Below are 25,481 nucleotides of genomic sequence, written 5' to 3'. Positions count from 1 at the left end.
GCTGGACTGGCGCCGTGCGGCTCCAGTGCTCCGATGCCTCCCCCGGCCGCCTCGCCAGTTCAGGCCAAGACCACTCAAGCTCCCCCATGCGCCTCGCTCAGCATGAGACGGTCGCACGGTTTATCCGCCTGCTCGTACATTGGAATGTCGGCGTCCTCCCACCCTTTCATCCACGCAGCTAGCGGATAAAGCCCGCGTCACGCCCAAACTCCACCACAGCACCCTGCTCATCAAGCATCTCGACCGCGATAGCTAAGTTTCGGCTATAAGTAATACCTGAATCTTCATCTCAATATTTTATTATTTTTCTATTAAGTAATTTCTTAATTTGCTAATTATTACTAAGTTTTAAGAAATACCTTATTCAATGAAATGGAGCGGCCATTGATAATGCTTGAGCTGATTGGCGGAGGCTTTCGCCATTGGCGGCAGGCCGTGAAGACGTGATCTGCGGCGTGTCTAGTCGGCAGTGGTCAGAAAAACATGGTCACGGCTAAGGGTTTAACTTAATTAAATGTGGAGCACTTTATGAATAAGCTGGCAATGATGGTTTCTCTGGCCTTGGCGGTAGGCGTGGCATCCCAGGCTTTTGCCGCCAACCGCGGTGAAATCGTATTCAAGGGCAGCGTGGCTACCAGCACTTGCCTGATCGATGGTCAGGAAGACGGCTACAAAGTGGTGGACTTCAACAACCTGACACCGGATCAAATCGATGCCACCGGCAGCCCTGAAGTGCCGTTCAGCCTGAAGGTTTCCGGCCAGTCCGATGTGTGCAACGCCTCTCGCGTGCAGATCGCCTTCAACCCCAATAACCAGAACGTGAACAAGGAAACCGGCCGCTTGAAGCTGAGCGGGCCGAGCGCGGCGTCCAACCTGGAAATCGAACTGTACAACGGCTCTGGCAGCAGCGCGGTCAAGATCCCGCTGGGCTCCACCAATAGCGCGCATATGCCGAGCGCCGACTTTAATCTGCCAGTGCCGGGAGTGGGCGACCCCGTGGTGGAACGTTCCGCCAATATCCCCTTGTCGGCCAAGCTGCAGCGCGTCAACACCGGCACAGTACCGGGCAGCGGTGCGGTATTCAGCCAGATCGACTACGTGCTGGCCTACCAGTAATCAGCGTGTTTTTCTGACTGTCAGCTAGGGAGGAGCGGCCATGGCATGGATGGCGCGCAAGTATGCGGGAGTGGCGGCTGTGTGTGCGGTGGCGGCTTTTTGCTGGACGAGCGTCGCGGAAGCGGGGCTCGTGATCCGGGGTACGCGGATCATTTATCCCGCCCAGGAGCGGGAAGTGAGCATTCCGCTGGAAAACAAGGGCCAGGATCCGATTCTGGTGCAGTCCTGGCTAGACCTGGGCGACGCCTCCGTCGCGCCCAGCGATATTCAAGTGCCGTTCACCCTCTCGCCGCCGATTTTCCGCATGGACGGAGACAAGCGTCAGGTGATGCGCATGATTTATGGCGGCAACGCGCTGCCGCAAGACCGCGAGTCAGTGTTCTGGATCAATTTCCTGGAAGTGCCGCCCAAGGCGGCAGGCGCCAACTACCTGCAATTTACTTACCGCACGCGGCTAAAAGTCTTTTTCCGGCCTCAGTCCCTGACCGACGAGCCCGGGCTCGCTCCGCAAAAAATGCAGTGGGCGGTGGTGACGGAAGGCGGACAGCGGTATCTGGAAGCGCGTAATCCTACGCCGTTCTTCGTCTCCCTGTTCCAGGCAAGGCTGGTGATCGACGGCGGCAAGCCGGTCGAGGTGGCGGTCAACATGGTCAAGCCTTTCTCCTCCGAGCGCTTTCCCGTCAAACAGCAAGCCCAGGCCTTCAAAGCCGGCGCTCTGCTGCAATTTCAGGCGGTCAGCGATTTTGGCGGAACCATAGATGCGGAGGCGCGGCTGCAATAAGCGCGGCTTGCATCCAGCCCCAAGCGTTTCATTCCCGACAGCCGACAAGGGCAGGCCCTTGCCGCCGCGTCACAGCACACAGCGAGGCAATTCATGAATGGCTTAAGCGGAAGCGACAAAGCCTGGGCGCGTGCGCCCAAAGCCAAGCCCTTGGCTTGGTGGGTGGCGAGCGTGTTTGGCGGCGTGCTGGCCGGCGCAGCCCCGTCAGCCAACGCGTCGACTAAGCCGGCCACCGATTTGTCCGACACCGCGGAGACCCGCAGCCCCCCGCTTGTCACCGCCCAGCCGCCCACGCGGCAGCCTGCCGGCCAACTGGCCCCAGCCGCTGGCCGCGACCTGGTGTTCGACGCCACCTATCTGTTTACCGGAGCGGGAGAACCGCCGCCGGACCTCAGCCGCTTTGAAGGGGAAGGCAAGATTCCGCCGGGCGCTTACCGCCTCGAAATCAGCGTCAACGGCCGCTGGCAAGGCATGCAGGACATCCAGTTTTCCGAAGCCACGCCCGGCACGGGCGCTCGGCCCTGCTTCCGGAGAACGCAATTGGAAGCCCTGGGCATCGACATGGACAAAGCCGCGCGCGGACAAAGCGGCGAGGGCGAGCCCAACGCCATGCCGGAAGCGCTGTTCTGCGGGGATCTGGCGCAATATATCCAGGGCGCCAGCGTCAATGTGGATATGGCCGAGCAAAAGCTGTCCCTGCAAGTACCGGCCCTCTTTGTGCACTTTGCCACCCCTAGCAATTATGTCGGTCCGGAAAAGTGGGAAAGCGGCGTCACCGCCGGCCTGATCAACTACAACGCCAACCTGTACAACAGCGAGAGCCGGGGCGCGCGCTCCACCAGCGGCTATCTTGGCCTCAACGGCGGCCTCAACCTGGGCGCGTGGCGGCTGCGCCACAACGGTTCCTTGTCTTGGGGGACAGGACGCGCCGCCCGCTATCAAAGCGGATCAATCTATCTGCAAACCGATGTGCCGGCCTGGCGCTCGCAACTGGTGCTGGGCGAAGCCTCCAGCAGCGGCGAGCTGTTCGACAGCCTGTCTTTCCGCGGCCTCCAGCTCAGCAGCGACGAGCGCATGATGCCTGACACCCAGCGTCATTACGCGCCGGTGATCCAGGGCACCGCCAGGACCAACGCCAAAGTCAGCGTGACCCAGCGCGGCTACCTGATCTATGAAACCACGGTGGCGCCCGGCCTGTTCACCATCAACGACCTGCAAGCCAGCGGCGATGGCGGCGACCTGCTGGTCAAGATCACCGAGGCCGACGGCCAGGAGTACAGCAGCGTCGTGCCCTATGCCTCTACCCCGCAACTGCTGCGCGGCGGGGTCCAGCGCTACAGCCTGACCGCCGGCCAGATCAAACAGCCCGGCGTGACCGACACCCCCCTGTTTGCCCAAGCCATCTACAAGCGCGGCCTGAACGGCATGTGGACCGCTTATACCGGCGCGGTGCTGTCCGACGGCTACGCGGCGGCGCTGCTGGGCGTGGCGGCCAACACCCGCGCCGGCGCGTTCGCCGCCGATCTGACCCGGGCCGAAAGCCGCCTGTTCGGCGACCAACGCATCCAGGGCAACAGCCTGCGGCTATCCTTCAGCAAAAACCTGACGTCCACCGGCACCAACTTCTCCCTGCTGGCTTACCGTTACTCCACCTCCGGCTTCATGAGCCTGATCGACCGCATCGCCGCGGAAGATCGGCTCAAGCGCCAGCAGCCGCTGGACTCCGTGGTGCGACAGCGTCATCGCTTCGATGTGAACATCAACCAACAACTGGCCGGCGGCTCCCTGTACGCCAATGGCTCCATGCAGCAGTTCTGGGGGCGCGACAGCAAGGAGGTCAACTTCTCGGTTGGCTACGGCGGCAATGTGCGCGCCGCCAGCTACAACCTGTCCATCCAGCGCTCGCGCAACCTGGCTCAGGGTCTAAGCGCTCAAGAACGCAGCCGGACCACCTATGCGCTGACACTGAGCATGCCGCTGGGAGACAGCCGGCGGCTGCCCACGCTAAGCGGCTTTGTCTCGGATGACTCCAGCAGCGGGCGGCAAACCACGACCACCTTGTCCGGTGTGCTGGATGCGGACAACCGCGGCAACTACTCCGTTTCCGCCAGCCATTCCGAACGCGGCGGGAGCAGCGGCAGCGCCGGCATCGGCTATCAACTGCCTTACGCGCAAGTCAACGCCAGCATCAGCGCCGGCCGCGGCTACAGTCAGTACTCCGCCAGCGCCGCCGGCGCACTGGTGGCTCACCCCGGCGGCGTGACCCTGGCGCAGACCCTGGGCGAAACCCTGGCCGTGGTGCGGGTGCCGGACGCCGAAGGCGCCTTGGTCGGCACCACCCGCTCGCGAGTGGACGCTCGCGGCTACGCCGTGGTGCCCAGCCTGACGCCTTACCACCTCAACACCATAGAAGTGAACCCCAAGGGCATGCCGCTGGACGTGGAACTGAAACAGTCCGCCGGCAAAGGCCTGGCCCCGCGCGCCGGCGCCGTGGTGATGCTGTCCTACGCCACCGAAGTCGCGCGCGCCACCCTGATCGACAGCCGCTTGCCCGGCGACAAGCCGCTGCCCTTCGGCGCCACCGCGCGCAACCCCCAGGGCGACAAGGTCGGCGTGGTGGGACAGGGCGGCCGGCTCTTCGCCAAAGGCCTGGAGCCCAGCGGCTGGGTCATCGTCGAGTGGGGCGCCGCGGCGGGGCAACAATGCCGTATCGATTACACACTCCCGACGTCGGGCGCCAAACGCCAACAGCGCTATGACCTGCTGCAAGCGCCTTGCCTGCCGCAAACGCCGGCCGCGGCCGCCACCTCCTCTCAATAATGACAAAAGCATGAACATCAAACCCCGCCCCAGATCCCGCGCGCCCATCATGCGCTTGCGCGCCCACAGCCTGCTGCTCGCCGGCCTGAGCCTGGCATGGTGCGTTCCCTGCCTGGCGCAACGGCCGGACGCCGGCCAATCCCTGCGCGATATCGAATCGACGCGGCCGCAATTGGCGCCATCCGCCGGGCCGGAACTGGAACTGGCCACGCCAGCCACTCCGCCCCCGACATCCGCGCCGGACGAAGGCCCCCGCTTATCGGTCGTCGGTTTTCGCTTGCACGGCAATACCGCTTTCAACGAGGCCGTCCTGACCCGGCAGCTGCAAGACTGGTAAGGCCGGGAACTCAGCCTGGCCGAACTGCGCGCCGCCGCCGCCGGCATCGCGCGCTTCTATCAGCAGCACGGCTACCTGTTGGCCCAGGCGTATCTGCCGCCTCAGGAAATCGAAGACGGCTGGGTGCGCATCGAGATTCAGGAAGGCCGCTATGGCCAAGTGACGCTGGACAACGAATCCAAGACCCGCGATAGCGTGCTGCAAACGCCGCTGCGCGCGCTGGAGGGCCAGCTGGTGGAGCGCGACGCGCTGGATAGCGCGCTATTGCGCTTGAACGACCTGCCCGGCGTCAGCGTGCGCTCCACACTGCGGCCCGGCACTCAGGCCGGCAGCTCCGATCTGCTGGTGCAGGCTCTGCCTGGAGAGCGGCTGAGCGGCGGCATCGAGCTCGACAATTACGGCGGCAAATACACCGGCGAATATCGCTTGGGCGGCAACCTCAATCTCAACAGCCCGCTGGGCCTGGGCGACCAGCTCAGCCTGCGGGCGATGGGCAGCGACGGCCGTCAGCAATACCAGCGCCTGTCCTATCAACTGCCGGTCGGCCCCTGGCTGACACGGGTGGGCGCCGCTTATTCCAATATGGAATACCGGCTGGGCCGGGACTTCAGCGACCTGGAAGCCCATGGCAACGCGCGCATCCAGAGCGGTTTTCTCTCCCAAGCGCTGTGGCGCGGCCGGAACGCCAGCGCCCATGCCCAACTGATGTATGAGGACAAACGCCTCAAAGACGACATCGACTGGCTAGGCAGCCGCAGCGCCAAACGCGTGCGCTCATGGACCGCCATGCTCAGCGCCAACGGCCAGGACGGCTGGGGCGGCGGCGGCATCAGCCAGGCCTCGCTGGCCTACGGCTACGGCCGGCTCGGCATTGACGACCCAAACGCGCGGCGTCACGACCGGCTGACCGCCGATACCCAAGGCCATTTCGGCAAGCTCAGCCTCAGCGCCGTCCGCCTGCAACGGCTCAGCCAACGCTTCAGCCTCTACGCCCAATTCAACGGCCAATGGGCGGACCGCAATCTGGATTCCTCGGAAAAAATCAGCTTGGGCGGCCCCTACGCGGTGCGCGCCTATCCGGCTGGAGACGCCAGCGGCGACCAAGGCTGGATAGGCAACCTGGAGCTGCGCTACGCCGCCTGGCCCGGCGTGGAAACCGCCTTGTTTTACGACTATGGCCAAACCCGCGCCAACAAGCGCGATTGGGGCTATCGCAACCCCGTCCTGAGCCGCGCCGCGGCCGGGCTGGGCCTGAACTGGCTGCGCGGCAGCCTGAGACTGAATGTGAGCGCGGCCTGGCGCGTCGGCGACGACGGCGGCCAGGACACGCGCACCCCCGGCATCTGGGCGCAAACGACCTGGCAACTTTAACGTCGCTGCGCTGGATACACCCTCCCACCAAGGGAACCTGCATTTCGCTAAACAACAAGATGGAGTTGTCATGAATAAGAATTACGCCCTGATTTGGAATTCCCTGCGCCAGTGCTGGAGCGTTGGCAGCGAACTGAGCCGCGCGCGCGGCAAGCCGGGCAGCGGCAGCCGCCTGCTGGCGCGCGGCCTGCCGGCTCTGGCTCTGTTGCTGACAGCGCAAGTCCAGGCGGCCGGCTTGCCTGACGGCGGCAGCATCAAGGCCGGCAACGGCAACATTCTGGTGTTCGACAACGGCAAGCAAATGTCCGTCAATCAGTCCAGCGACAAGCTGGCGATCGACTGGAACAGCTTCAACATCGGCAACGGCAACAAAGTCACCTTCAATCAGCCCAACAGCAGCTCCATCGCCCTCAACCGTGTGGTGGGTGTGGACGGCAGCAATATCATGGGCCAGCTGAACGCCAACGGCCGCGTCTTCCTGGTCAACCCCAATGGCGTGTTGTTCGGCAAAACCGCGCAAGTCAACGTGGGCGGCCTGGTCGCCTCCACCCAGGACCTCTCGGTGGATCGCTTCATGGCCGGCAACTTCCGTTTTGAAGGCAGCTCCGCGGCCGAAGTCTCCAACCAGGGCGCCCTCGTCGCCCAAAATGGCGGCGCGGTGGCGCTGCTGGGCGCGCGCGTCAGCAATACCGGCGTGATCCAGGCCAATCTGGGCAAAGTGGCCCTGGCCGGCGGCAAGGCCTTCACCTTGAACTTCGACGGCTCCGGCCTCTTGAACCTGCAAGTGGACGAAGCCGCGGTGAACGCCCAGGTGAGCAACGGCAACCTGATGCGCGCCGACGGCGGGGAAGTATTGATGACCGCCCGCGCCAGCGACACCTTCCTGCGCAACGTGGTCAACAACACCGGCGTGATTGAAGCCCGCACCCTGCAAAACCGCGCGGGCAAGATCGTGCTGGACGCCGGCGCCAACCAGCGCGTCAACGTGGCCGGCACGCTCAACGCCAGCGCCCAAGGCAGCTACCTGGGCGACGGCGGCCAGATCGAGGTCAAAGGCAAGGCGGTGACCGTGGCGCTGGCCGCCAACGTCACCACCGCCGCCAGCAACGGCCGTACCGGCACCTGGAAAGTCAGCGCCGAGCAGTTGGACCTCAGCCCCGCCGCCTCCACCCCGGTGTCCAGCGGCCTCTACAGCGACACCGTCTCGCGCAACCTGGCCAACACCCATATCGAACTGGTCAGCACCCAAGGCGATCTCAACGCCAATGGCAAGATCAACTGGTCCAGCGGCAACAAGCTGACGCTGCGTTCCGAGCGGCAAAACGTCAATCTGAACGCCGACCTCAACGCCAGCGGCGCCGGCGCCGCGGTGGAGCTGACAGCCAAGAACCAGCTCATGCTCAACGCCAACCTCAACCTGAGCGGCACCGGCGCGGCCCTGGCGCTCAACCACGAAGACGCTACCGGCCAAGGGCGCGTGATTAAAGCAGGCAACCGCGTCACTCTGTCCGGCAAGGGCGCCGGCTTCGAATCCAACGGCAAGCGTTACACCGTGATCCAGGACGTGGCCCAGCTGCAAGCCGTCAACACCAATCTGAACGGCCTCTATGTGCTGGGCAACGCCATCGACGGCTATAACCGCGTGTTCAACTCCATCGGCGGCAACGGCGGCGCGGCCTTCTCCGGGGTGTTCGACGGTCTGGGCAACAACATCAGCCGTCTGAACATCCAGAACGCCGGGCCGGCGCTGGGCATGTTCGCCAACAACGCCGGCGTCATCGGCAACGTCAACCTGCTCAACAGCTCCGTTACCGGTTACGCCAATTACTCCGGCCGCGTCGAGATCGGCAGCCTGGTGGGCCGCAATACCGGCACCGTTCACAACGCCACCAGCAACGCCACCGTCAACGCCTACGGCAGCCCGATGAACATCGTCGGCGGCTTGATCGGCGCCAACACCGGCGAGGTGCTCAACTCCGCCTATACCGGCGCGGTCTACGGCAATAGCTATACCCAGGTGCTGGGCGGCCTGGTGGGCGAAAACCGTGGCAACATCAATGCCTCCCGGACCGATGCGCGCGTGTACGCCTATCACATGCCGCGCAATGAAATCGGCAGCGGCGGCGTGGGCGGCCTGGTGGGCCTCAACAACGGCGGCGAGATCACCGCCTCCTCCGCGGCCGGCCTCATCGACGCCCGCGCCGGCCTCAATGTCGGCGGCCTGGTGGGCTACGCCAAAGGCGGCCTGATCAGCGGCTCCCAAGCCAGCAACAGCGTATACGCCACCTACGACAGCCGCATCGGCGGTCTGGTGGGCTACAACGAAGGCGGCCAGATCGAAAAATCCAGCGCCCACGGCAAGGTCACCGGCGTGGGCAGCGCCGCCATCGGCGGCCTGGTGGGCCTCAACCAACGCGGAGAACTGACGGATGTCAGCGCCAACGGCGCCGTCTACGACACCTCCGGCACCAGCCTGGGCGGACTCGTCGGCACCAACAACGGCGGCGACATCCGCACCGCGGAAGCGAAAGGCACAGTAAGCGGCGGCCATAACAGCCGCGCGGGCGGCCTGATCGGCAGCAATAACAGCGGCAATGTCAGCTATGCCCGCGCCAGCGGCAAGGTCAGCGGCTGGGTCAATAGCCAAGTGGGCGGCCTGGTGGGCTACAACGGCGGCAATCTGGAATCCGTGGACGCCTCCGGCGACGTTTCCGGCGGCAACACCAGCCGCGTCGGCGGCCTGGTCGGCGTCAACAGCAATAGCGAAAACGCCGGCCGCATCACCACCGCCCAGGCCACCGGCAATGTGTACGGCGACTACCGCAGCATTGTCGGCGGCCTGGTAGGCCTCAACCAGAGCGAAATCCAGAGCTCCGTGGCCAGCGGCGCGGTCAGCGGCGGCGTGGAAAGCATTCTGGGCGGCCTGGTGGGCATGAACGAAAACGCCGGCACCGTCGACTACTCCACCGCCACCAGCAAGGTCAACTTCGTCAACGGCAGGCGCCAGACCTATGGCGGCCTGGTGGGCTGGAACTACGGCCTGATGCGCGCCAATGAAGTGATGGGCAATGCGCTGCTGGTGCCGCTGTACGGCGTCAACCAGGGCACCATTTCCACTTACTACTCCTTCTAAGCACGCCTCGCCCACCCGGCCGCCGGCCTGTCCGGCGGCCGGGTATCCGCACCTTAACCGGGTCCACGCCCCCAAGCGGGCGGCGCGGACCGTCATCCCCCAATGAAGGAAGAAAACATGGCCCTCGCAACTGGCTCCAAACCGCTGGCGCGGCTTGCCTGGCGCGCATGCGCGGCCAGCCTGGCTGCTCTCTTGCTGACCCATGGCGCCGCGGCCCACGCGGCGGCGGCGGCGCGCAACTGCACGCTCACCAACACCGTGCCCGGCCCCTGGAAAAACCAGAACGACGGCAGCACCATCACCATTACCGCCGATAAGCCACTGGGCTCCGTGCTGGCTAAGCGCGGCCTTGCTCTGCGCGGTGAATACCAGGGTCAGATCGGCGGGCCGGACATCGTGCGCATCCGCGGCGCCTGGACCAGCGGCAACGGCGGCCAGCTTGGCTCCTATGAAACCATTCCCACCAATATCGCCGGCATCGGTTTACGCTGGAGCTACCGCACCGACAATGGCGAACCCACCTTGCCCTACGACCCCAGCGTGGGCGGCGTGCTGAATTCGAAACCCGCCGAACGCACCAGCGGTGGCGCATTCGACACCCTGACCCTGCAGCTCTACCAAGAACTGATCCTGACAGGCCCCACTTCGGGCGGCACCGTGGTGAACGTGCCCGGCGCCGACGCCGCCTTCTACATCGACGCCACCCGCAACGGCAGCGTGACCGGAAGCGTTTGTTACCAGCAGGGCTCGTTTGGCAAATTGTTGGACATCGGCGTGCCCGTGGCCAACACCTGCGAGTTGCAAACCGCCAATGTGATTGTGCCGATGGGACAATACTCCCCGGCGGACTTCCCCGCCTTGAACCAGCCATCCACCCGGACGCCCCATAAATTCTCGCTGCTGCTCAGCAAATGCGCGGCCCAAGCCCAGCCCAAGATTCAATTCAGCGACGCCAACCAGCCCAGTAACAACACCCAACTGCTCAGCATCGACGCCAATACCGAAGGGGGAGTCAGCGCGGCCAAAGGCCTGGGGCTGCAATTGAGCCGGAGTGAGGGCGGCGCGGGAATCACTTTCGGATCGGAAACCGGCGCATTTGACATGGGATCGCCCGTGGACGGGATGGTCAGCATGTCGCTGTACGCCAACTATGTGCGCACCGGCAATGTCACCGCCGGCCACGCCAATGCCAAGGCCATTTTCATGATCACCTATCCCTGAAACCGGGTCATCCCTGACCGTCCACGCTTCCCATGCGCTTGGACGCTTATCCCATGAGACCGCGTTTCAAACGCAAGAGAATTGACTGGGCAAGGCTTTCAGCGGAGGAGGAAGAAGAAAAGGGAATGGCTTTGGAAGGGAGGACAGCCAGAAACACGAAACCGGAAGTATCAGCAGGCCGTTTGGCCGCTCTACGTTTCCGGTCTCTGATGAAAACAGCGAAGGGGGATGGTGGACCGAAGGAGGATCGAACTCCCGACCTCTGCATTGCGAACGCAGCGCTCTCCCAGCTGAGCTATCGGCCCAAATCGACAGCCATGATATGACAAGGGCCTTGCGCTTGCCAAGCCCGATCCCGCGGCTTCCGGCCAAGCTGGCGCATCCCCGCCACAATTCGCCATTTCAATGGCATGCCCGCCCCCGGCGGGACTACACTGATCCGGCTTATTTCCACCTCATCGCCGGAGATTTCCATGCTGCGCATCCTGGGCCGCACCAGTTCCATCAACGTCCGCAAAGTGCTGTGGACCTGTCATGAAATCGGCATCGACTACCAACGCGAAGACTGGGGCCGCGGCTTCCAGTCCGCCAGCAGCCCGGAATTCCTGGCGCTCAACCCCAATGCGCTGATTCCGACAGTGGTGGACGACGGCCTGGTGCTGTGGGAATCCAACACCATCTGCCGCTACCTGGCCGACTCGCGCCGGGCCAGCCACTTGCTGCCCGCCGATCCGCGCAGCCGCGCCCAGGTGGAAAAATGGATGGACTGGCAGGCCACCGAGCTGAACGGCTCCTGGGGCTACGCCTTCCACGGCCTCAGCCGCCACAGCCCGGAACACCAGGACCCGGCGCGGATCCAGGCCAGCATCCAGCAATGGGGCCACTATATGGCCATTCTGGACCGGCAACTGGCTGCGCAGGATACACCCTACATCTGCGGCGACGATTTCACCCTGGCCGACATCGTGCTCGGCCTGTCCATCCACCGCTGGCAGCTGACGCCTTTCGACAAGCCGGAACTGCCGCATGCGCACGCCTATTATCAGCGGCTGATTCAACGGCCGGGGTTTGTGACGCATGGAAGCATCGGCGTGGCTTAACCAACGCCTCATTGAAAAAGCCCGGCAACGCCGGGCTTTTTACTTCTCAGACTGACTTAAACCTTCCCCACCTTGCTTTTCGCTTCCAGCGCCCGGAGGCAGTCGTACTGGCCATCGATATGGGCGAGCACGTCCAGGCTGCAAAGGCCCAGCGTCAGCACCCGGTCCAGCAGGTTGAAGAAGACCAGCCACACGCCGCGCTGCTGCGCGTTGGCGATGTTGCGGGCAATGCGGCCGAGCAGGCTTGAAACCACGGGAAGTAGCCCGGGTGTAGGCGTCCTCAATCAGCAACGCAAGCCGGTGGGCGCATCGAAGCTTTCCATCTCTCCCAACGAGGCGATCAGTTGTTCCAAGCGAGCGGCGAATCGGTCCACGGCTTCGATGAAGTCATGGGACGATAGCGTATCGCTGGGCAAGTGTTTGACCAGCATGACGGCTCCGGTGCTGTCGTCAAACGCCAAGCTGCCCTCGCCGGCCTCGGCCAGCGTCAGATTAAGGGCCAGCGCTTGTTGCCAGAACCCGGCACTGCCGTTGGCGCTGAATTCACCCAGCATGCCGTACAGGATGAGACTGTCGGGCAGGCTGCGAATAGAGAGCATCAACCGCTGGTCCAGCAACAGAAAACATTGCCCGTGCGAGTCCAGCGTAAGTTCCATGCCGATGGCGCGGCCCAGGCTGTCTAGAAGTTCTGCGTTTTTGTCCATGGAGATACCTTGTGAGCGGACCGGCAACGGTTCGCGGCGCTCATTGAATGGCGAGGCCTATCAGCTCTTCGCTGCGTTTGATCATGGCGTGGGCGGCCAGGTTCAGTTGCTCCGCGCCTTGGGGATGACTCTCCAGATAGTGGTGCAACGCCTCCACCAGACCGGCGGTTTTACGGGTGAGGGCGGCCGCGTCGTCGTCGATATTGGGGGCGCCTTCACGCATGGCCTTGACCAGCCCCAGGGCGTCAGCTCTGCCGACGGCCAATTGTTCGAAGTGGGCGCCGATGCGAAAGACTTGCTGAGCATTGCGCTCCTTCAACGCTTGGCGTTGCACGGCTTGGGCTTCCGGTCTTCTTTCCTTGTTGATTTGCTGCTTGAGCTGGCTGATTTCTCTCTTGAGTTCGCCCATGCGGCCCTGATTGAGGAAACCGTCCCATTCCGTTTTGACGCCGGGCTGTTGCAGCATGCCGCTGCAACGCTCGCCGATGTCGGCGACCTGGCGGTTGAGGCTGTCCATCCTGGCTTGCAGGCGCTCGGCATAGGCATGGGCCTTGTTGGGGTCTTCGGTGACCCAGCTGGCGCTGAACGGCACGAAGTTTTCCGCGCCGCCGGCGCGTAGCATGCGCAGCGCCATGGAGGCGCAGTTTTCCTCAGTGCTGGCCAGGGTATAGCCAATCCGGCCTTCGGCGGCTTCTTGCTTGACGTGACGAGCCTCGTGGAGGATGGCTTTTTCATTGAGGCCGAACAATACGAATTTGGCGGTTTTGCCGCTGGCGGCCACTTCCTTATTGCGTCCCATCATCGGCAGATAGACTTTGCGGGCGCTGACGCCCCAGCCGCCGTCCCGCGTGCGTTTTTGTTCCGCGCGGGGGTAGTACTGGGCTTTGGCCATCAGGTCCTGGCTGGCGGCTTTATAGCCCGCGGTACCCAGTTGCTGACGCGCGTCTTCGCCGTCGCTGAGTTTCTGCGCGGTTCGGCTGGAAACCTCTTCTTGCTTGTCCTCCCGATAGCTGCCCAGGGAACCTCCCTGCCGCTGGCCAAACAGACGGCCGATTTGCCCGCCCTGGGCGTCGCTAAACGGCCACCAGCTGATGTGCTCCTGCACATGCTTATTGGCGTTCACATCGATTTTGTTCTTGATGGTGACGGAGGCGTGGCCGGGATGATCCATGCCCTTGCATTCCCAAGAGCGGAATACGACTTGCCGCGCCAAGGGCTTGGCGTCGCCCTGGCCATGAAAGCGTTCGGCCACGGCAATCAGTTGCTCCACCACCCGCTGCTTGAGCGGCGCGCCCTGGAGCCGGCCCATGCTGTCCAGCGCCGCTTGGGCGCTTTCCTGGCCATAACGCCGGGACAGCGTGTTGATGAAGACGCCCAGAGCGGTTTGGTTTTCAGCCTGTACGCGCTGGCTATAGCTTTTGACGGCTTCCAGGTTTTTCAGCAGCGGTAGTTGGGACAGGCAGGCATAGAGCCGACCCTTGAAGCCTTGGCTGGCGACGGTCACCGTGGGTTCAGGCGTCTTTTCATTGACGACGACTCTGCCGCCAAGCCTAGCCGCCTGGACGAAAGTATTGAGATTGAGTGTGGTCATGGGCTGAAACGAGCGGGATGATGAAGCGAATGGTTTCGATAGTGAGTAAACCCCTGTTTCCCTGCTATCAAATTTCGCTCACCCGCCCGCGCGCCGCGGCCTTACGCGGCGCTCGGCTCAGGCCCGCATATGCAGCCCGTAGTAAACCGTCTCGTTCCAGTAGCCGGTAGTCAGCCCGGCCAGGTATTGCGCCGCGCGGAACAAGTCCGCCGCGCTGCAGCAGCCGGCGCTGACATTGCCGCGGTAGAGCCCGCTATTGGGATCGAACACCCAGATGTAGTCGCTGCCCTTATAGACGCCGACGGCGTGGCCGGAAGCGCCGCCGTTATGCATCAGGTTGAGGAACAGCGCGTCGCCGCGCACCATCCGATTTTCCAGGATGTCTTGCCAGGCTTGGGCGCTGGCGCCGTGGGCGTTGTTGCAGTAGTGGCAGAAGGTGAGGCCGAAGGTTTCAGCGTGATTGGCGTCTCCCACCCGATTGTGGGCGGCCACCGAGGGATAGACCCGCTGCTCCAGGTAGGAGGCGAAGCGGAACAGATAGGCGCCGTTGTCGAACTGCTGGTAAAGCGCGTCCGCCTGTTGGGTGGTGGGCAGGTAGTCGCCGGCGCTGCTGCCCCAGTTGCGTTTGCCCACGCGGTCCTGGATGTGCTTGAGCCACAGGCAGACCGCGGCCTCGCACACCCCGGCGGCGTTGGCGCCGTTCCCGGCGTTATTGAAAGCTCTTTGCAAAGACCACGCCATCGCATCTCCCCTTGTTGTTCACGGTTTCCGCTTGTAAAACACGCGCATGTCATGCCGCGATATTTTGAAATAAACCGTAAACGGCGTTTGCGCCAGTGGATTCCAGCGCGAACGCGGCCCGGCGGCGAGGCCGGGCCATGGAGATTCAATGCCATGCTGACGACGCGTCAGCAGATCGTAAACAGGTTCTCAGCGCCGGAACAGCTCAGCTTCGCTCGCCGGCTGCAGCCGCAGCGGGCCGGACAACGCTTGCAGGAAGGCGTGCAGCGCCTGCTTTTCCGCGGCGCTGAGGCCCAGCGGCTTAAGCAGCGGCGAGGGCTTGGGCAGGGTGTATTTTTCCACGCCCACCACTTCCACCAGATTGCCGCCGCTGTTGTAGAACTCGATCACGCCGGCGCCGTCTTCATCCAGCGGCATGTCGCCGGTGTGCATGTAGTCGCCGGTGTAGAGCAGATCGCGCAGGGTGGGGGTGCGGAATTTGCCCAGATCGGCGCGCAAGCCGGTGACGCCGCCGCGGCCCAGGTCTTCCTTATTGCGGCCGATGTAGTTGAGACCGGTGTTGTGGAACTGGTTGTCGGACAGCAGCGGGCTGTTGTGGCAGTTGATGCAGCGCGCCTTGGTGCGGAACAGATGCAGGCCCCACAGCGCCTGGTCGTCCAGCGCGGCGCGCTCGCCCTTGAGGAAGCGGTCAAAGGCGCTGTCCTGGCTGATCAGGGTTCGCTCGAAGGTGGCGATGGCCTTGGCCATGCGGTCCAGATCCACCCGGCTGTCGCCGTAGGCGGCGGCGAATAGCGGCGCATATTCCGGCGCGGCGGCGATCTTGGCCACGGCCTGGCCCAGCGGCTGATGCATTTCCAGCGGGTTGACCACCGGGCCCTTGGCTTGCTCTTCCAGGCTGGCGGCGCGGCCGTCCCAGAACAGCGCGCCGACGTAGGCGGTGTTGAGCAGGGTCATGGCGTTGCGGCCGCCCAATTGGCCGATGTGGCCTTGGGACACCGGACGCGGATCGCTCCAGCCGTGTTCCGGCGCGTGGCAGCTGATACAGGCGATGCGGTTGTTGCGGGACAGCCGGGGATCGCGGAACAGTTTGTCGCCCAGCACCACTTTTGCGGCGCTATAGGGGTTGTCGGCCGGAAACGGCGCCGCGGGCAGCAGGCCCAGATCGCGGAAGCCGGCTTGCGCCGCCGCGTCCAGCGTGGGCGCAGGCCAAGCCGCCTGGCGCTCCGCGCCGGGCTGGTATTGGCTGTAACTGGTCCGCCATTGCGCCAGCTGGGCGGCGTCCGGCGCCTTGCCGTCGCTGTCCGGCAGCGGCGGTTTGGCCGGACGGATGGAGAGCGCGACCAGCAGCGGCTGCTCGGCCTCAGCAGCGAGCCGGGCGGCGCTCTGTTTCCCGCCGTCGCGGTCCAGGCCGTAGAGTTCGCCGCCGGCGTCGCGCGCCCATACCCGCGCGGCGGCATTGGCGGCGGGATAGTCCGGGTCCTGTTGCAGTTGCAGCCAGCGGATGGCCTCGGCCACCGTGGGCAGCCGCCAGTTGTCCTGCTGGCACAGCCGCTGCTGTTGCAATGCGGCCAGCGCCGGGTTGAGGCTGGCCGCGCCGGCCGGCTGCGGCCGGGCCTGCCACAGGATGACGTCGCGCCAGCCGTCCGGATGCTGGTTGTCGTCGACGCAGGCGGCCTGGGCCGGTGCGGCCAGTTGGCCGTCGGCGCTGACCGGGATGTAGGCCGGCGGCTTCGTCTGATTTTGTTCCGGATTGGGATCGTCGGCCAGTTTGGGGCCGCGCACCAGGCGCAGCCGCGCCGGCTGGCCCAGGCTGAGGCTGACGCTGGGCAGGGTGCGGTGGGTGTCGTCGAAGGCCACCGCCAGCGAACCTTCGCCGCGGCGGCTGGTGGCGGTCCAGTAGAAGGCGGCTTCGGCGTCCGGGAAGACGTGGCGGTCCATGGCCGGCAGGCCGCGCGAGCGGTCGTACTGGCTCCAGTCCAGCAGGGTTTTCAGTTCGCGCTCGGTGGGCAGCCGCCAGCCGCGTTCCGCGGCGATGTCTTCTTCGCTGTCTTCGAAGCCGCAGAGTTTTTGCTTGCTCACGGCCTCGGTGTAGGTGACGGCCAGGCAGTCTTCCTGACCGGGTTCGCATTGGGCCGGGCGTTCCGGATTGCGGCTGGCGCTGGCGTAATAGCTGTGGAATTGGCTGCGCAGGCCTTGCACGGATTTCACTTCCCAGATCAGGCCGGTCTGCTTGTCTTTCACGCAGCCGGCGCGTTCGCCGGCGTCGGTCAGCGGTGCGCCGTCCGCTTCGGCCAGTGCGGTGAAGCGCGGGCCGGGCGGCTGTTCGCGCAGCGCGGCCAGGCTCAGGCGGAAGTGGCTGGCCGCGTAGTCCGCGGCCACCACGCTGCGGGCGATGCCGGCGCTGTCCAGCAGGATTTGCAGATCGCCGGCCTGTTCCAAGCGCATGCTGCGCCGGAAGCGGGCGGCGGTGTCGGCGCTGATCTGGATGCCGTTGTTGGGATTGTCGTCTTCGTCCAGCGTCAGCAGCAGCTGCACTTGGCGCAGCACTTTGGGATCCGCCGGGTTCTGGCTGCCGGCCAGTTGCAGCGGAGTCAGCTGGGGCGCGCCCAGGCTGCGGCCCAGTTCCAGCTGGCCGATGCGGAAGACGACGGTTTCGCCGTCCAGATAGCGGAATTCGCCGTTGGCGGTGGTCTTGCCGGCATGGCTGCCGCTGTCGTAGTCCAGGCCCGCTACCGGGCTATCGACAAAGACGCCGGTGCGGACCGGCTGGGCGGCGGGGCCGCCGGAGCAAGCGGCCACGGCCAGGCTGCCCGCCAGAATGAGGGATAGTGCAAGGCGCGAGTGCATTTTTGTAATTGAGAACTATTTTCAAAACGGCAGATTATGCGTTTGTAGAGTTGTTCGTACAAGAAGCATGTCGAGGATAGGCAAGCCGGGGTCGCGCCTTGCTCACTCGCGGTCACAAGGGTGGCTTGCGGTTCTAGATCAGGAGAGACTGAATGCCGCGTCTTTCGCGACGCGGCATTAAAGGGATTGCGAACAGCCAGTAATCAGAGCGGACGGCCCGAGGCACGGAGGACAGATGGGCTATCGGAACGAAGTGAACCATAGGCCAATGAGGAGTTGGCCATGCCATGCGGCAGCGGTTCGTCCGCCAGCTTGGGACCTCGCACCAAGCGTACTCTGGCTGTCTGCCCCTGGCCCAGACTGAGATTGGCCAAGCTGCGGTGAGTATCATCGAAGGCAACCACCGCTGTGCTCTCTTCGGAGTAGCTGGTGCCAGTCCAATAGAAGGTGGCCGCCGCATCAGGAAACGCGTAGCGATCCAAAGCCGGTAGGCCAAGGGTTCTGTCCCACTGGCTCCAGTCCAGCAATGTCTTCAACTCTCTCTCAGTGGGCAGCCTCCAACCACGATCACCCCCCGCCGTTCTATCATCAAAACCGCAAAGCTTCTGCTGTCTGACCGCCTGGACATAGGTGGCGACCAAACAATCTGTCTGCTTCGGTCCACATTGGGCTGCTTGTTGCTGATGGGCGCTGGCGCTGGCGTAGTACCGGTAGGACTGGCCGCGTAGGCCGTGCTCAGCCTTCACTTCCCAAGTGAGGCCAGTTTGTTTGTCCTGTACACAGCCTGCACGTTGTGCGAAACCGACTAGCGGTGTGCCATCGCTCTCCGCCAAGGGGATGAAGCGCGGGGTGGGCGGCTGTTCACCCAGCGCGGCTAGGCTAAGCTGGAAATGCCCTGCCGCGTGATCAACACTGACCAGACGGCGGACAATGCCGGACTGCCTGAGCAAGGTTTGCAGCTCTCCCGCCTGTTCCAGGCTTTGGCTGCGCGTGAAGCGAGCAGCGGCATCGGCGCTGATCTGGATGCCATTGTTGGGGTTGCCGTCTTCGTCCAGCGTCAGCAGCAACTGCACTTGGCGCAGCACTTTGGGATCCATCGGATTCTGGCTGCCAGCCAGTTGCAGCGGGGTAAGCTGGGGGGCGCCCAAGCTGCGGCCCAGCTCCAACTGACCGATGCGGAAGACGACGGTTTCGCCGTCCAGATAGCGGAATTCGCCGTTGGCGGTGGTTTTCCCTGCATGGCTGCCGCTGTCGTAGTCCAGGCCCGCTACCGGGCTATCGACGAAGACGCCGGTACGGACCGGCAGAGCGGCGGGGCCGCTGGAACAGGCGGCCACTGCCAAGCTGCCCGCCAGGATGAGGAAGATAACAAGACGCAAGTGCATTTTTATAGTTGAAAGTCATTTTTTGAGTGCTGGATTATGCATATATGGATATGTTCGCACAAGAAGCATGTCGAAGATAGGCAAGCAAGAGTCGCGCCGGGCTGTTCAGCAGCCGTGCTGCCGATCAATAAAGGTGGCTACGCTGCATCGCGCATTCATCGTGACTGCCAGCCCCGCCTTGACTGAATCACAAGTCGATTGATCCCTATATTTTAGAAAAATCGGGACATCTTGATTCTATTGCATAGAATGTCGGCTCCCGGCCGAGCTCGCCGGGACAGCTTTTTGTGATGAACGAGGAGTCTTATGAAACGCTTGAAACAGGCCTGCCTACCGGCCATCGAGATGTTCGCGCTCCAGCACGCTGCCTGGGCCGCCAAGCCGGTGGAGATAGGTGAAGACGATGAAACCAGCATTGGGCTCAGCGGTATCGTGGTAGGGCCGGTGCAGTCCGGCAGCAAGGCCGACGGCACGTTTTTCAAGGCCTTTCATTTGAAGCTGGCGCAAGCGCAGCGCTTTGACGACGGCGGCCCCTGCGGCGAGCAGGAACGACGCAGCCTGGCCTTGAACCAGGGCGATATGGAGCGCGATAAGGGCCAACGCATCACCGTGCGCGCCAAGGTGTTCTGCCAGGAAAGCCGCACCGGCCGCTATCATCTGACCGATATCGAGCGGTTCTAAACGGCGAAGAAGCTGTTCAACGACTCCAACACAAAAAAAGCAGCCCAAGGGCTGCTTTCGTATTGGACGCGCGGTTTCAGCGTCGCGCGGCGTCCGGCCACACCCAGTCGCCGGGCGGCGGGGTCTGGCTGCCGGACGGGCTCAGCACATCGGACCAGGCCTTGATGCTGCCCGCGTATTTGCACAATGCGGCGTAGGCGGAGACATTGCCGGCGTTGCCGTTGTATACGCCCACTTGCACGCCCTTGGGCGACAGCAACGGGCTGCCGGAGTCCCCGCCGCGGCCCACCGTGCCGTTGGCCAGCAGGGACACGCCGTTGGCCAAGGGCGACGGCCCCAGCCGCTGTATATTGGCGACGCGGACGTCCATCAGACTGGCCGCCAGCTGGCCGCCGGTCTCCGCCATGCGCAGATTGGCTTGCATCGCGCCTATCGCGCCGTTGCAGTCCTCCTGCGCCACCACCGGCACCGTTCTGGCGCCGTCAAGGCCGGCGATGGGGCGGGATAGTTTCAGCAGGGCCAGGTCCACCGCTACGCCGTTGTGGTCGAACTTGATCCAGTTGGGCTTGGCGTTGTTGCGCGCGGTTTCCACGCGCTGGGCGAAGTGACGGCCGTAATGAGCGGTCACGCTGTTCCAGTTGTCCAGAATGCAGTGCGAGGCGGTCAGCACCAGGTCCGGCCCCACCAGCGAGCCGCCGCAGATATTGCCGCCGGACGAGCCGCGGAAATCCAATTTGACGTAATGGGTTTCGGTGGGAGAGAACGGCGCGGCGGCGGTCAATTGCGCGCTGGCCAACAGGCATGCGGCGACAATGAGTTTATTCACGGAATATCCTTTTCAAAATCGTTATTGCGGTTTTCATCATCCAAAAATACCGGACGAGGCCGCCTTGATTCGCTCGGAATCTGCCAATTCCTCGTTGCGAGCCTGCCGTCCGGTTGCAATGATTATGTGATTTTCGAAATGATTTTCATGTGTGAATTTTCCATGCCCGGCCGCCGTTAAAATAACAAAGTCATAAGTTTTTATTAAAACTTCTTACTGCGCACGCGGCTAACCCGCCTGTGGCGCGCCGCGATACGATTGTGCTGAAACTGAAATAGCCGCTTTGTTAATTTTCACCGCTTTTCCAACAGTTTTAATAATCCATATTTAATTAACTTTGGATTGAATTATGATTTTTCGGATTAAATAAATAAAAACCGCATCGTAAACGATGCGGTTTTTATTCAGGGGGATGCCAAATGCGCTCAAGGCATGAACGCGACAACGCGTTAGTTTATCCACAGATCGGCAAGAACCGCCTTCTTATCCACAATCACGCCTGCGCCGCCGATCCTTGGTCCATCGGCAGCAAGCGCGGCGTCCAGGCCAGCAAGGCCGCCCATAACGGCGCCAAGGCCAGCAACATCAGCCACAGCGGCGCGCCGGCTTGCAGGGCGCGCAGTTGCAGGCCGCACCAGCAGAGCAGCGGCCCCGCCAGCGCGCCGACCAGCGCCAGCAGACGCGGCGACGGCCGCCAGACCGCCAGCAACCGCAACCACCAGCAGCTGAAGCTCAGCCACAAGACGACCCGCCACAAGGGCAGGCCGCCGACGCCGACGAGGCGGTACAGACCCAGCCCGGAGACGGCGAAGTCCAGCAGACAGGCGGCCGCGCTCAACAACAGCGCGCGGGTTTTAAAGCCGGCCGGCAACGCTTGCCAGGCCAGCAGCGCGCCGGCCAGCAACAGCACCACGTAGCGGTCGCGGAAGCTGAACAGCAGCCAGGCGCCGACGCCGAAGATCAGGCTGCCCAGCAGCAGCCTGGGCCAGGGCTTGCCCGCCTCAGGCGTCATAGCCCAGATTGGGGGCGAGGTCGCGTTCCGCCTGTTCCACGCTGACGCCGCGGCGTTGGGCGTAGCTGGCCACTTGGTCGCGCTCGATCTTGCCCACGCCGAAATAGCGCGAGGCCGGATGGCTGAGGTAGAAGCCGGACACGGCGGCGGTGGGCAGCATCGCATAGCCTTCGGTCAGCGTCATGCCGATGGCCGGCGCGTCCAAGAGCTCGAACAGCGCGGTCTTGACGGTGTGGTCCGGGCAGGCCGGGTAGCCGGGCGCGGGGCGGATGCCCTGGTACTTTTCGTCAATCAGCGCTTCATTGTCCAGCTGCTCGGCGGCGGCATAGCCCCAGAACTCGCGGCGCACGCGGGCGTGCATCAGTTCGGCGAAGGCTTCGGCCAGCCGGTCCGCCAGCGCCTTGAGCAGGATGGAGGAGTAGTCGTCGCCGGCGTCCTCGAAGCGTTTGACGTGCGGCTCGATGCCGATGCCGGCGGTGACGGCGAAGGCGCCGATATAGTCCTGCACGCCGCTGTCCCGCGGCGCGATGTAGTCGGCCAGCGCCCAGTTGGCCTTGCCGTCCATCTTGGGCAGTTGCTGGCGCAGGCCCACCCAGCTCATCAGGCTGGCGCGCTTGTCCGGATCGCGGATTTCAATATCGTCGTGGTTGACGCTGGCGGCCGGGAACAGGCCGATCACCGCGTTAGCCCCCAGCCAGTTCTCGGCAATGATCTGCTTGAGCATCACTTGCGCGTCCTCGTACAAGGCGCGCGCGGATTCGCCGACGATCTCGTCGTTCAGGATGCGCGGGAAGCGGCCGGCCAGCTCCCAGCTCTGGAAGAACGGCGTCCAGTCGATGTAGGCGGCGATCTCGGCCAGCGGATAGCGCTCGAAACGGCGCACGCCCAGCCATTGCGGCGTGGGCGGCTGGTAGGCGGCCCAGTCTATCGCCTCCTTGTTGGCGCGCGCCTGTTCCAGGCTCACCACCTTGCGGCTCGCCTTATTGGCGTGGCCTTCGCGCGCGCGGTCCTGCTCGGCCTGGTTTTCCGCGACGAAGCCGTCGCGCAGGGTGTCGGACAGCAGGTTGGAGCACACGCCGACGGCGCGGCTGGCGTCCGGCACGTAGATCACCGGGTGCTGGTAGTGCGGGGCGATCTTGACCGCGGTGTGGACCTTGGATGTGGTCGCGCCGCCGATCAGCAGCGGGACGCTGAAGCCCTGGCGCTGCATTTCCTTGGCCACATGGCTCATTTCTTCCAGGCTGGGGGTGATCAGGCCGGACAGGCCGATGATGTCGGCCTTGTGTTCGATGGCGGCGTCCAGGATTTTCTGGCAAGGCACCATCACGCCCAGATCGATCACCTGGTAGTTATTGCAGCGCAGCACCACGCCGACGATATTCTTGCCGATATCGTGGACGTCGCCCTTGACCGTGGCCATGATGATCACGCCCTTGGCCGGCGCGTCGGCCAGGCCCAGACGGATCTTTTCCTCTTCAATGAAGGGCTCCAGGTGGGCGACGGCGGCCTTCATCACCCGCGCGGACTTGACCACCTGCGGCAGGAACATCTTGCCGGCGCCAAACAGATCGCCCACCACGTTCATGCCGTCCATCAGCGGACCTTCGATCACATGAATGGGGCGCGCGGCTTTCTGCCGCACTTCCTCGGTGTCTTCGACGATGAAGGTGGTGATGCCCTTGACCAGCGCGTGCTCCAGCCGCTTTTCCACCGGCAGCGCGCGCCAGGCCAGGTCTTCGCCCTTTTTCTCGCCGGCGGCTTCGCCCTTGTATTTTTCCGCCAGCGCGATCAGGTGTTCGGTGGCGTCGCCGCCGTCCTTGGGCGCGCGCATCAGCACCACGTCCTCGATCCGTTCGCGCAGTTCCGGGTCCACCTCGTCGTAGACTTCCAGCGCGCCGGCGTTGACGATGCCCATGGTCATGCCGCGCTGGATGGCGTGGTAGAGGAAGACGGCGTGGATGGCCTCGCGCACTTTGTTGTTGCCGCGGAAGGAGAAGGAGACGTTGGACACGCCGCCGGAAATCTTGGCGTGCGGCAGCTGTTGCTTGATCCAGCCGGTGGCTTCGATGAAGTCCAGGCCGTAGCGCGCGTGCTCCTCGATGCCGGTGGCCACGGCGAAGATATTGGGGTCGAAGATGATGTCTTCCGGCGGGAAGCCCACTTCGTCCACCAGGATGCGGTAGCTGTTCTCGCAGATTTCTATCTTGCGGGCGTAGGTGTCGGCCTGGCCGGCTTCGTCGAAGGCCATGACGATCACCGCGGCGCCGTAGCGGCGGATCAAGCGCGCCTGTTCGACAAACTTGTCCCGGCCTTCCTTCATGGAGATCGAGTTGACGATGCCCTTGCCCTGTATGCACTTGAGGCCGGCCTCGATCACGTCCCACTTGGAGGAGTCGATCATGATGGGCACGCGGGCGATGTCCGGCTCGGAAGCGATCAGGTTGAGGAAGCGCACCATGGCGGCGTGGGCGTCCAGCATGCCCTCGTCCATATTGATGTCGATGACCTGGGCGCCGTTCTCCACTTGCTGGCGCGCCACGTCCAGCGCGGTGGCGTAGTCGCCGTTGAGGATGAGCTTGGCGAAGGCGCGGCTGCCGGTGACGTTGGTGCGCTCGCCGACGTTGACGAACAGATCCCCGTCGCCGATGTTGAACGGCTCCAGGCCGGATAGCCGGCACTTGGCCTCTATCGCCGGCAGCGGACGCGGCGCGACGCCGTCCACCGCGCGGGCGATGGCGGCGATGTGTTCCGGCGTGGTGCCGCAACAGCCGCCCACGATGTTGATCAGGCCGGACTCCGCCCATTCTCGGACGTACACGCCCATCGCCTCCGGCTCCAGATCGTAGCCGCCGAAGGCGTTGGGCAGGCCGGCGTTGGCGTGCACCGACACATAGCCGGCGGACACCCGCGCCATCTCCTCGACATAGGGCCGCAGCAGGTCCGGGCCCAGCGCGCAGTTGAGACCGTAGCTGACCGCGTCGGCGTGGGACAGCGAGTTGTAGAAGGCCTCGGTGGTCTGACCGGTCAGGGTGCGGCCGGATTGGTCGGTGATGGTGCCCGAGATCATGATGGGCAGCCGCGGCGTGTCCGGCCGCTCGTCGAAGTATTTGTGGATGGCGAACACCGCCGCCTTGGCGTTCAGGGTGTCGAAGATGGTTTCCACCAGCAGCAGGTCCGCGCCGCCTTGCACCAGGCCGTCTATCGCCTCGGTGTAGGACGTCACCAGTTCGTCGAAGCTGACGTTGCGGTAGCCCGGGTCGTTGACGTCCGGACTGATGCTACAGGTGCGGTTGGTGGGACCGAGCACGCCGGCGCAATAGCGCGGCTTGGCCGGATTGGCGGCGCTGGCCTTTTCGCACAGTTCCTTGACCAGCCTGGCCGCGGCATGATTGATTTCCCACACCAGGCTTTCCATCGCGTAATCCGCCATGGCGATGGAGGTGGCGTTGAAGGTGTTGGTTTCGATGATGTCCGCGCCGGCGTCCAGATAGGCCTGGTGAATGCCGCCGATCACGTCCGGCCGCGTCAGCGCCAGCAAATCGTTGTTGCCCTTGACGTCGCTGGGCCAGTCGGCAAAGCGCTCGCCCCGATAATCGGCCTCCTCCAACTGATGGCGCTGGATCATGGTGCCCATGCCGCCGTCCAGGATCAGAATGCGTTGGGATAGGTGTTGCCGGAGGGGATGCGAGGATGTTTTTGTCATGGCGGCTGAACTTTTTTTGTCTACAACGATAACAAGCGCAACGGACTCAAAAGCTCATCTTAACACTCGCAATCAACTGTCCGGGCGCTTGCTTAAGAATAAAGAGAGAACA

The 25,481-nt window shown here is 63.8% G+C and carries 18 protein-coding genes, 1 tRNA gene and 1 pseudogene; 10 read left to right on the top strand and 10 right to left on the bottom strand.

Annotation, left to right across the window (positions count from 1 at the left end; genetic code table 11):
- The first annotated feature begins 528 nt into the window (after positions 1 to 528).
- The 8 genes and pseudogenes from ACODSD_RS03410 (at position 529) to ACODSD_RS03375 (ending at position 10,779) form a co-directional block, all read left to right on the top strand.
- Positions 529 to 1,116, top strand: a complete 588-nt coding sequence (locus ACODSD_RS03410; protein WP_488876783.1) for a fimbrial protein — start codon at positions 529 to 531, stop codon at positions 1,114 to 1,116.
- A gap of 40 nt (positions 1,117 to 1,156) precedes the next feature.
- Positions 1,157 to 1,897, top strand: coding sequence for a fimbria/pilus periplasmic chaperone (locus ACODSD_RS03405; RefSeq protein ID WP_488876782.1), 741 nt, complete (start codon positions 1,157 to 1,159; stop codon positions 1,895 to 1,897).
- A 93-nt stretch (positions 1,898 to 1,990) separates the two neighbouring features.
- On the top strand, positions 1,991 to 4,717 hold the full coding sequence (locus ACODSD_RS03400; protein WP_488876781.1) for a fimbria/pilus outer membrane usher protein: 2,727 nt from the start codon (positions 1,991 to 1,993) through the stop codon (positions 4,715 to 4,717).
- 10 nt (positions 4,718 to 4,727) lie between these two features.
- Positions 4,728 to 5,054 carry a hypothetical protein gene (locus ACODSD_RS03395; RefSeq protein WP_488876780.1) on the top strand — a complete coding sequence of 109 codons (327 nt, stop codon included), beginning with the start codon at positions 4,728 to 4,730 and terminating at the stop codon, positions 5,052 to 5,054.
- A 12-nt stretch (positions 5,055 to 5,066) separates the two neighbouring features.
- A pseudogene (locus ACODSD_RS03390) lies at positions 5,067 to 5,189 on the top strand (POTRA domain-containing protein); the annotation flags it as partial.
- Positions 5,178 to 6,425 carry a ShlB/FhaC/HecB family hemolysin secretion/activation protein gene (locus ACODSD_RS03385; RefSeq protein WP_488876803.1) on the top strand — a complete coding sequence of 416 codons (1,248 nt, stop codon included), beginning with the start codon at positions 5,178 to 5,180 and terminating at the stop codon, positions 6,423 to 6,425. The pseudogene ACODSD_RS03390 and the gene ACODSD_RS03385, both read left to right, overlap by 12 nt.
- A 70-nt stretch (positions 6,426 to 6,495) precedes the next feature.
- Complete coding sequence (locus ACODSD_RS03380; RefSeq protein ID WP_488876779.1) at positions 6,496 to 9,558, top strand: two-partner secretion domain-containing protein; 3,063 nt, start codon at positions 6,496 to 6,498, stop codon at positions 9,556 to 9,558.
- A 117-nt stretch (positions 9,559 to 9,675) separates the two neighbouring features.
- A complete protein-coding gene (locus ACODSD_RS03375; RefSeq protein ID WP_488876778.1) occupies positions 9,676 to 10,779 on the top strand; it encodes a fimbrial protein in 1,104 nt (367 codons plus the stop codon).
- Between the two features lie 229 nt (positions 10,780 to 11,008).
- On the opposite strand, the gene ACODSD_RS03370 is transcribed toward ACODSD_RS03375, so the two are convergent.
- Positions 11,009 to 11,084 (bottom strand) — tRNA-Ala (locus ACODSD_RS03370).
- A 168-nt stretch (positions 11,085 to 11,252) separates the two neighbouring features.
- On the opposite strand from ACODSD_RS03370, the gene ACODSD_RS03365 reads away from it, so the two are divergent.
- Positions 11,253 to 11,879 carry a glutathione S-transferase family protein gene (locus ACODSD_RS03365; RefSeq protein ID WP_227105974.1) on the top strand — a complete coding sequence of 209 codons (627 nt, stop codon included), beginning with the start codon at positions 11,253 to 11,255 and terminating at the stop codon, positions 11,877 to 11,879.
- A gap of 56 nt (positions 11,880 to 11,935) precedes the next feature.
- On the opposite strand, the gene ACODSD_RS03360 is transcribed toward ACODSD_RS03365, so the two are convergent.
- The 6 genes from ACODSD_RS03360 to ACODSD_RS03335 form a co-directional block, all read right to left on the bottom strand.
- The gene (locus ACODSD_RS03360; RefSeq protein ID WP_488876777.1) at positions 11,936 to 12,133 is read right to left on the bottom strand and encodes a hypothetical protein; all 198 of its coding nucleotides are present in this window, start codon (positions 12,131 to 12,133) and stop codon (positions 11,936 to 11,938) included.
- 30 nt (positions 12,134 to 12,163) lie between these two features.
- On the bottom strand, positions 12,164 to 12,583 hold the full coding sequence (gene sicP, locus ACODSD_RS03355) for a chaperone SicP (RefSeq protein ID WP_235085500.1): 420 nt from the start codon (positions 12,581 to 12,583) through the stop codon (positions 12,164 to 12,166).
- Between the two features lie 40 nt (positions 12,584 to 12,623).
- Positions 12,624 to 14,174 carry a type III secretion system effector BopA family protein gene (locus ACODSD_RS03350; protein WP_488876776.1) on the bottom strand — a complete coding sequence of 517 codons (1,551 nt, stop codon included), beginning with the start codon at positions 14,172 to 14,174 and terminating at the stop codon, positions 12,624 to 12,626.
- Positions 14,175 to 14,291: 117 nt separating this feature from the next.
- Complete coding sequence (locus tag ACODSD_RS03345; RefSeq protein ID WP_488876775.1) at positions 14,292 to 14,915, bottom strand: hypothetical protein; 624 nt, start codon at positions 14,913 to 14,915, stop codon at positions 14,292 to 14,294.
- A 189-nt stretch (positions 14,916 to 15,104) separates the two neighbouring features.
- Positions 15,105 to 17,762 (bottom strand): cytochrome c peroxidase, encoded by a 2,658-nt coding sequence (locus ACODSD_RS03340; protein WP_488876774.1) that lies wholly within the window; start codon positions 17,760 to 17,762, stop codon positions 15,105 to 15,107.
- 203 nt (positions 17,763 to 17,965) lie between these two features.
- On the bottom strand, positions 17,966 to 19,141 hold the full coding sequence (locus ACODSD_RS03335; protein WP_488876773.1) for an Lcl C-terminal domain-containing protein: 1,176 nt from the start codon (positions 19,139 to 19,141) through the stop codon (positions 17,966 to 17,968).
- Positions 19,142 to 19,453: 312 nt separating this feature from the next.
- On the opposite strand from ACODSD_RS03335, the gene ACODSD_RS03330 reads away from it, so the two are divergent.
- A complete protein-coding gene (locus ACODSD_RS03330) occupies positions 19,454 to 19,828 on the top strand; it encodes a hypothetical protein (RefSeq protein ID WP_488876772.1) in 375 nt (124 codons plus the stop codon).
- A 76-nt stretch (positions 19,829 to 19,904) separates the two neighbouring features.
- On the opposite strand, the gene ACODSD_RS03325 is transcribed toward ACODSD_RS03330, so the two are convergent.
- The 3 genes from ACODSD_RS03325 to metH form a co-directional block, all read right to left on the bottom strand.
- Positions 19,905 to 20,654, bottom strand: a complete 750-nt coding sequence (locus ACODSD_RS03325; protein WP_107801385.1) for a trypsin-like serine protease — start codon at positions 20,652 to 20,654, stop codon at positions 19,905 to 19,907.
- A gap of 493 nt (positions 20,655 to 21,147) precedes the next feature.
- Positions 21,148 to 21,666, bottom strand: coding sequence for a DUF2878 family protein (locus ACODSD_RS03320; protein WP_488876771.1), 519 nt, complete (start codon positions 21,664 to 21,666; stop codon positions 21,148 to 21,150).
- The gene (gene metH, locus ACODSD_RS03315; protein WP_107801383.1) at positions 21,656 to 25,369 is read right to left on the bottom strand and encodes a methionine synthase; all 3,714 of its coding nucleotides are present in this window, start codon (positions 25,367 to 25,369) and stop codon (positions 21,656 to 21,658) included. The genes ACODSD_RS03320 and metH overlap by 11 nt, the downstream gene beginning before the upstream one ends.
- Positions 25,370 to 25,481: the final 112 nt, after the last annotated feature.

The organism is Chromobacterium sp. FG22 (genome assembly GCF_057809415.1).
Note: the sequence above shows the minus strand (reverse complement) of the source record. Positions and strands in the feature narration are given on the sequence as shown.

Coding starts and splice junctions, on each gene's coding strand:
- ACODSD_RS03410 (WP_488876783.1), top strand. CDS start 529: ATGAATAAGCTGGCAATGATGGTTTCTCTGGCCTTGGCGGTAGGCGTG.
- ACODSD_RS03405 (WP_488876782.1), top strand. CDS start 1,157: ATGGCATGGATGGCGCGCAAGTATGCGGGAGTGGCGGCTGTGTGTGCG.
- ACODSD_RS03400 (WP_488876781.1), top strand. CDS start 1,991: ATGAATGGCTTAAGCGGAAGCGACAAAGCCTGGGCGCGTGCGCCCAAA.
- ACODSD_RS03395 (WP_488876780.1), top strand. CDS start 4,728: ATGAACATCAAACCCCGCCCCAGATCCCGCGCGCCCATCATGCGCTTG.
- ACODSD_RS03380 (WP_488876779.1), top strand. CDS start 6,496: ATGAATAAGAATTACGCCCTGATTTGGAATTCCCTGCGCCAGTGCTGG.
- ACODSD_RS03375 (WP_488876778.1), top strand. CDS start 9,676: ATGGCCCTCGCAACTGGCTCCAAACCGCTGGCGCGGCTTGCCTGGCGC.
- ACODSD_RS03365 (WP_227105974.1), top strand. CDS start 11,253: ATGCTGCGCATCCTGGGCCGCACCAGTTCCATCAACGTCCGCAAAGTG.
- sicP (WP_235085500.1), bottom strand. CDS start 12,583: ATGGACAAAAACGCAGAACTTCTAGACAGCCTGGGCCGCGCCATCGGC.
- ACODSD_RS03350 (WP_488876776.1), bottom strand. CDS start 14,174: ATGACCACACTCAATCTCAATACTTTCGTCCAGGCGGCTAGGCTTGGC.
- ACODSD_RS03345 (WP_488876775.1), bottom strand. CDS start 14,915: ATGGCGTGGTCTTTGCAAAGAGCTTTCAATAACGCCGGGAACGGCGCC.
- ACODSD_RS03340 (WP_488876774.1), bottom strand. CDS start 17,762: ATGCACTCGCGCCTTGCACTATCCCTCATTCTGGCGGGCAGCCTGGCC.
- ACODSD_RS03330 (WP_488876772.1), top strand. CDS start 19,454: ATGAAACGCTTGAAACAGGCCTGCCTACCGGCCATCGAGATGTTCGCG.
- ACODSD_RS03320 (WP_488876771.1), bottom strand. CDS start 21,666: ATGACGCCTGAGGCGGGCAAGCCCTGGCCCAGGCTGCTGCTGGGCAGC.
- metH (WP_107801383.1), bottom strand. CDS start 25,369: ATGACAAAAACATCCTCGCATCCCCTCCGGCAACACCTATCCCAACGC.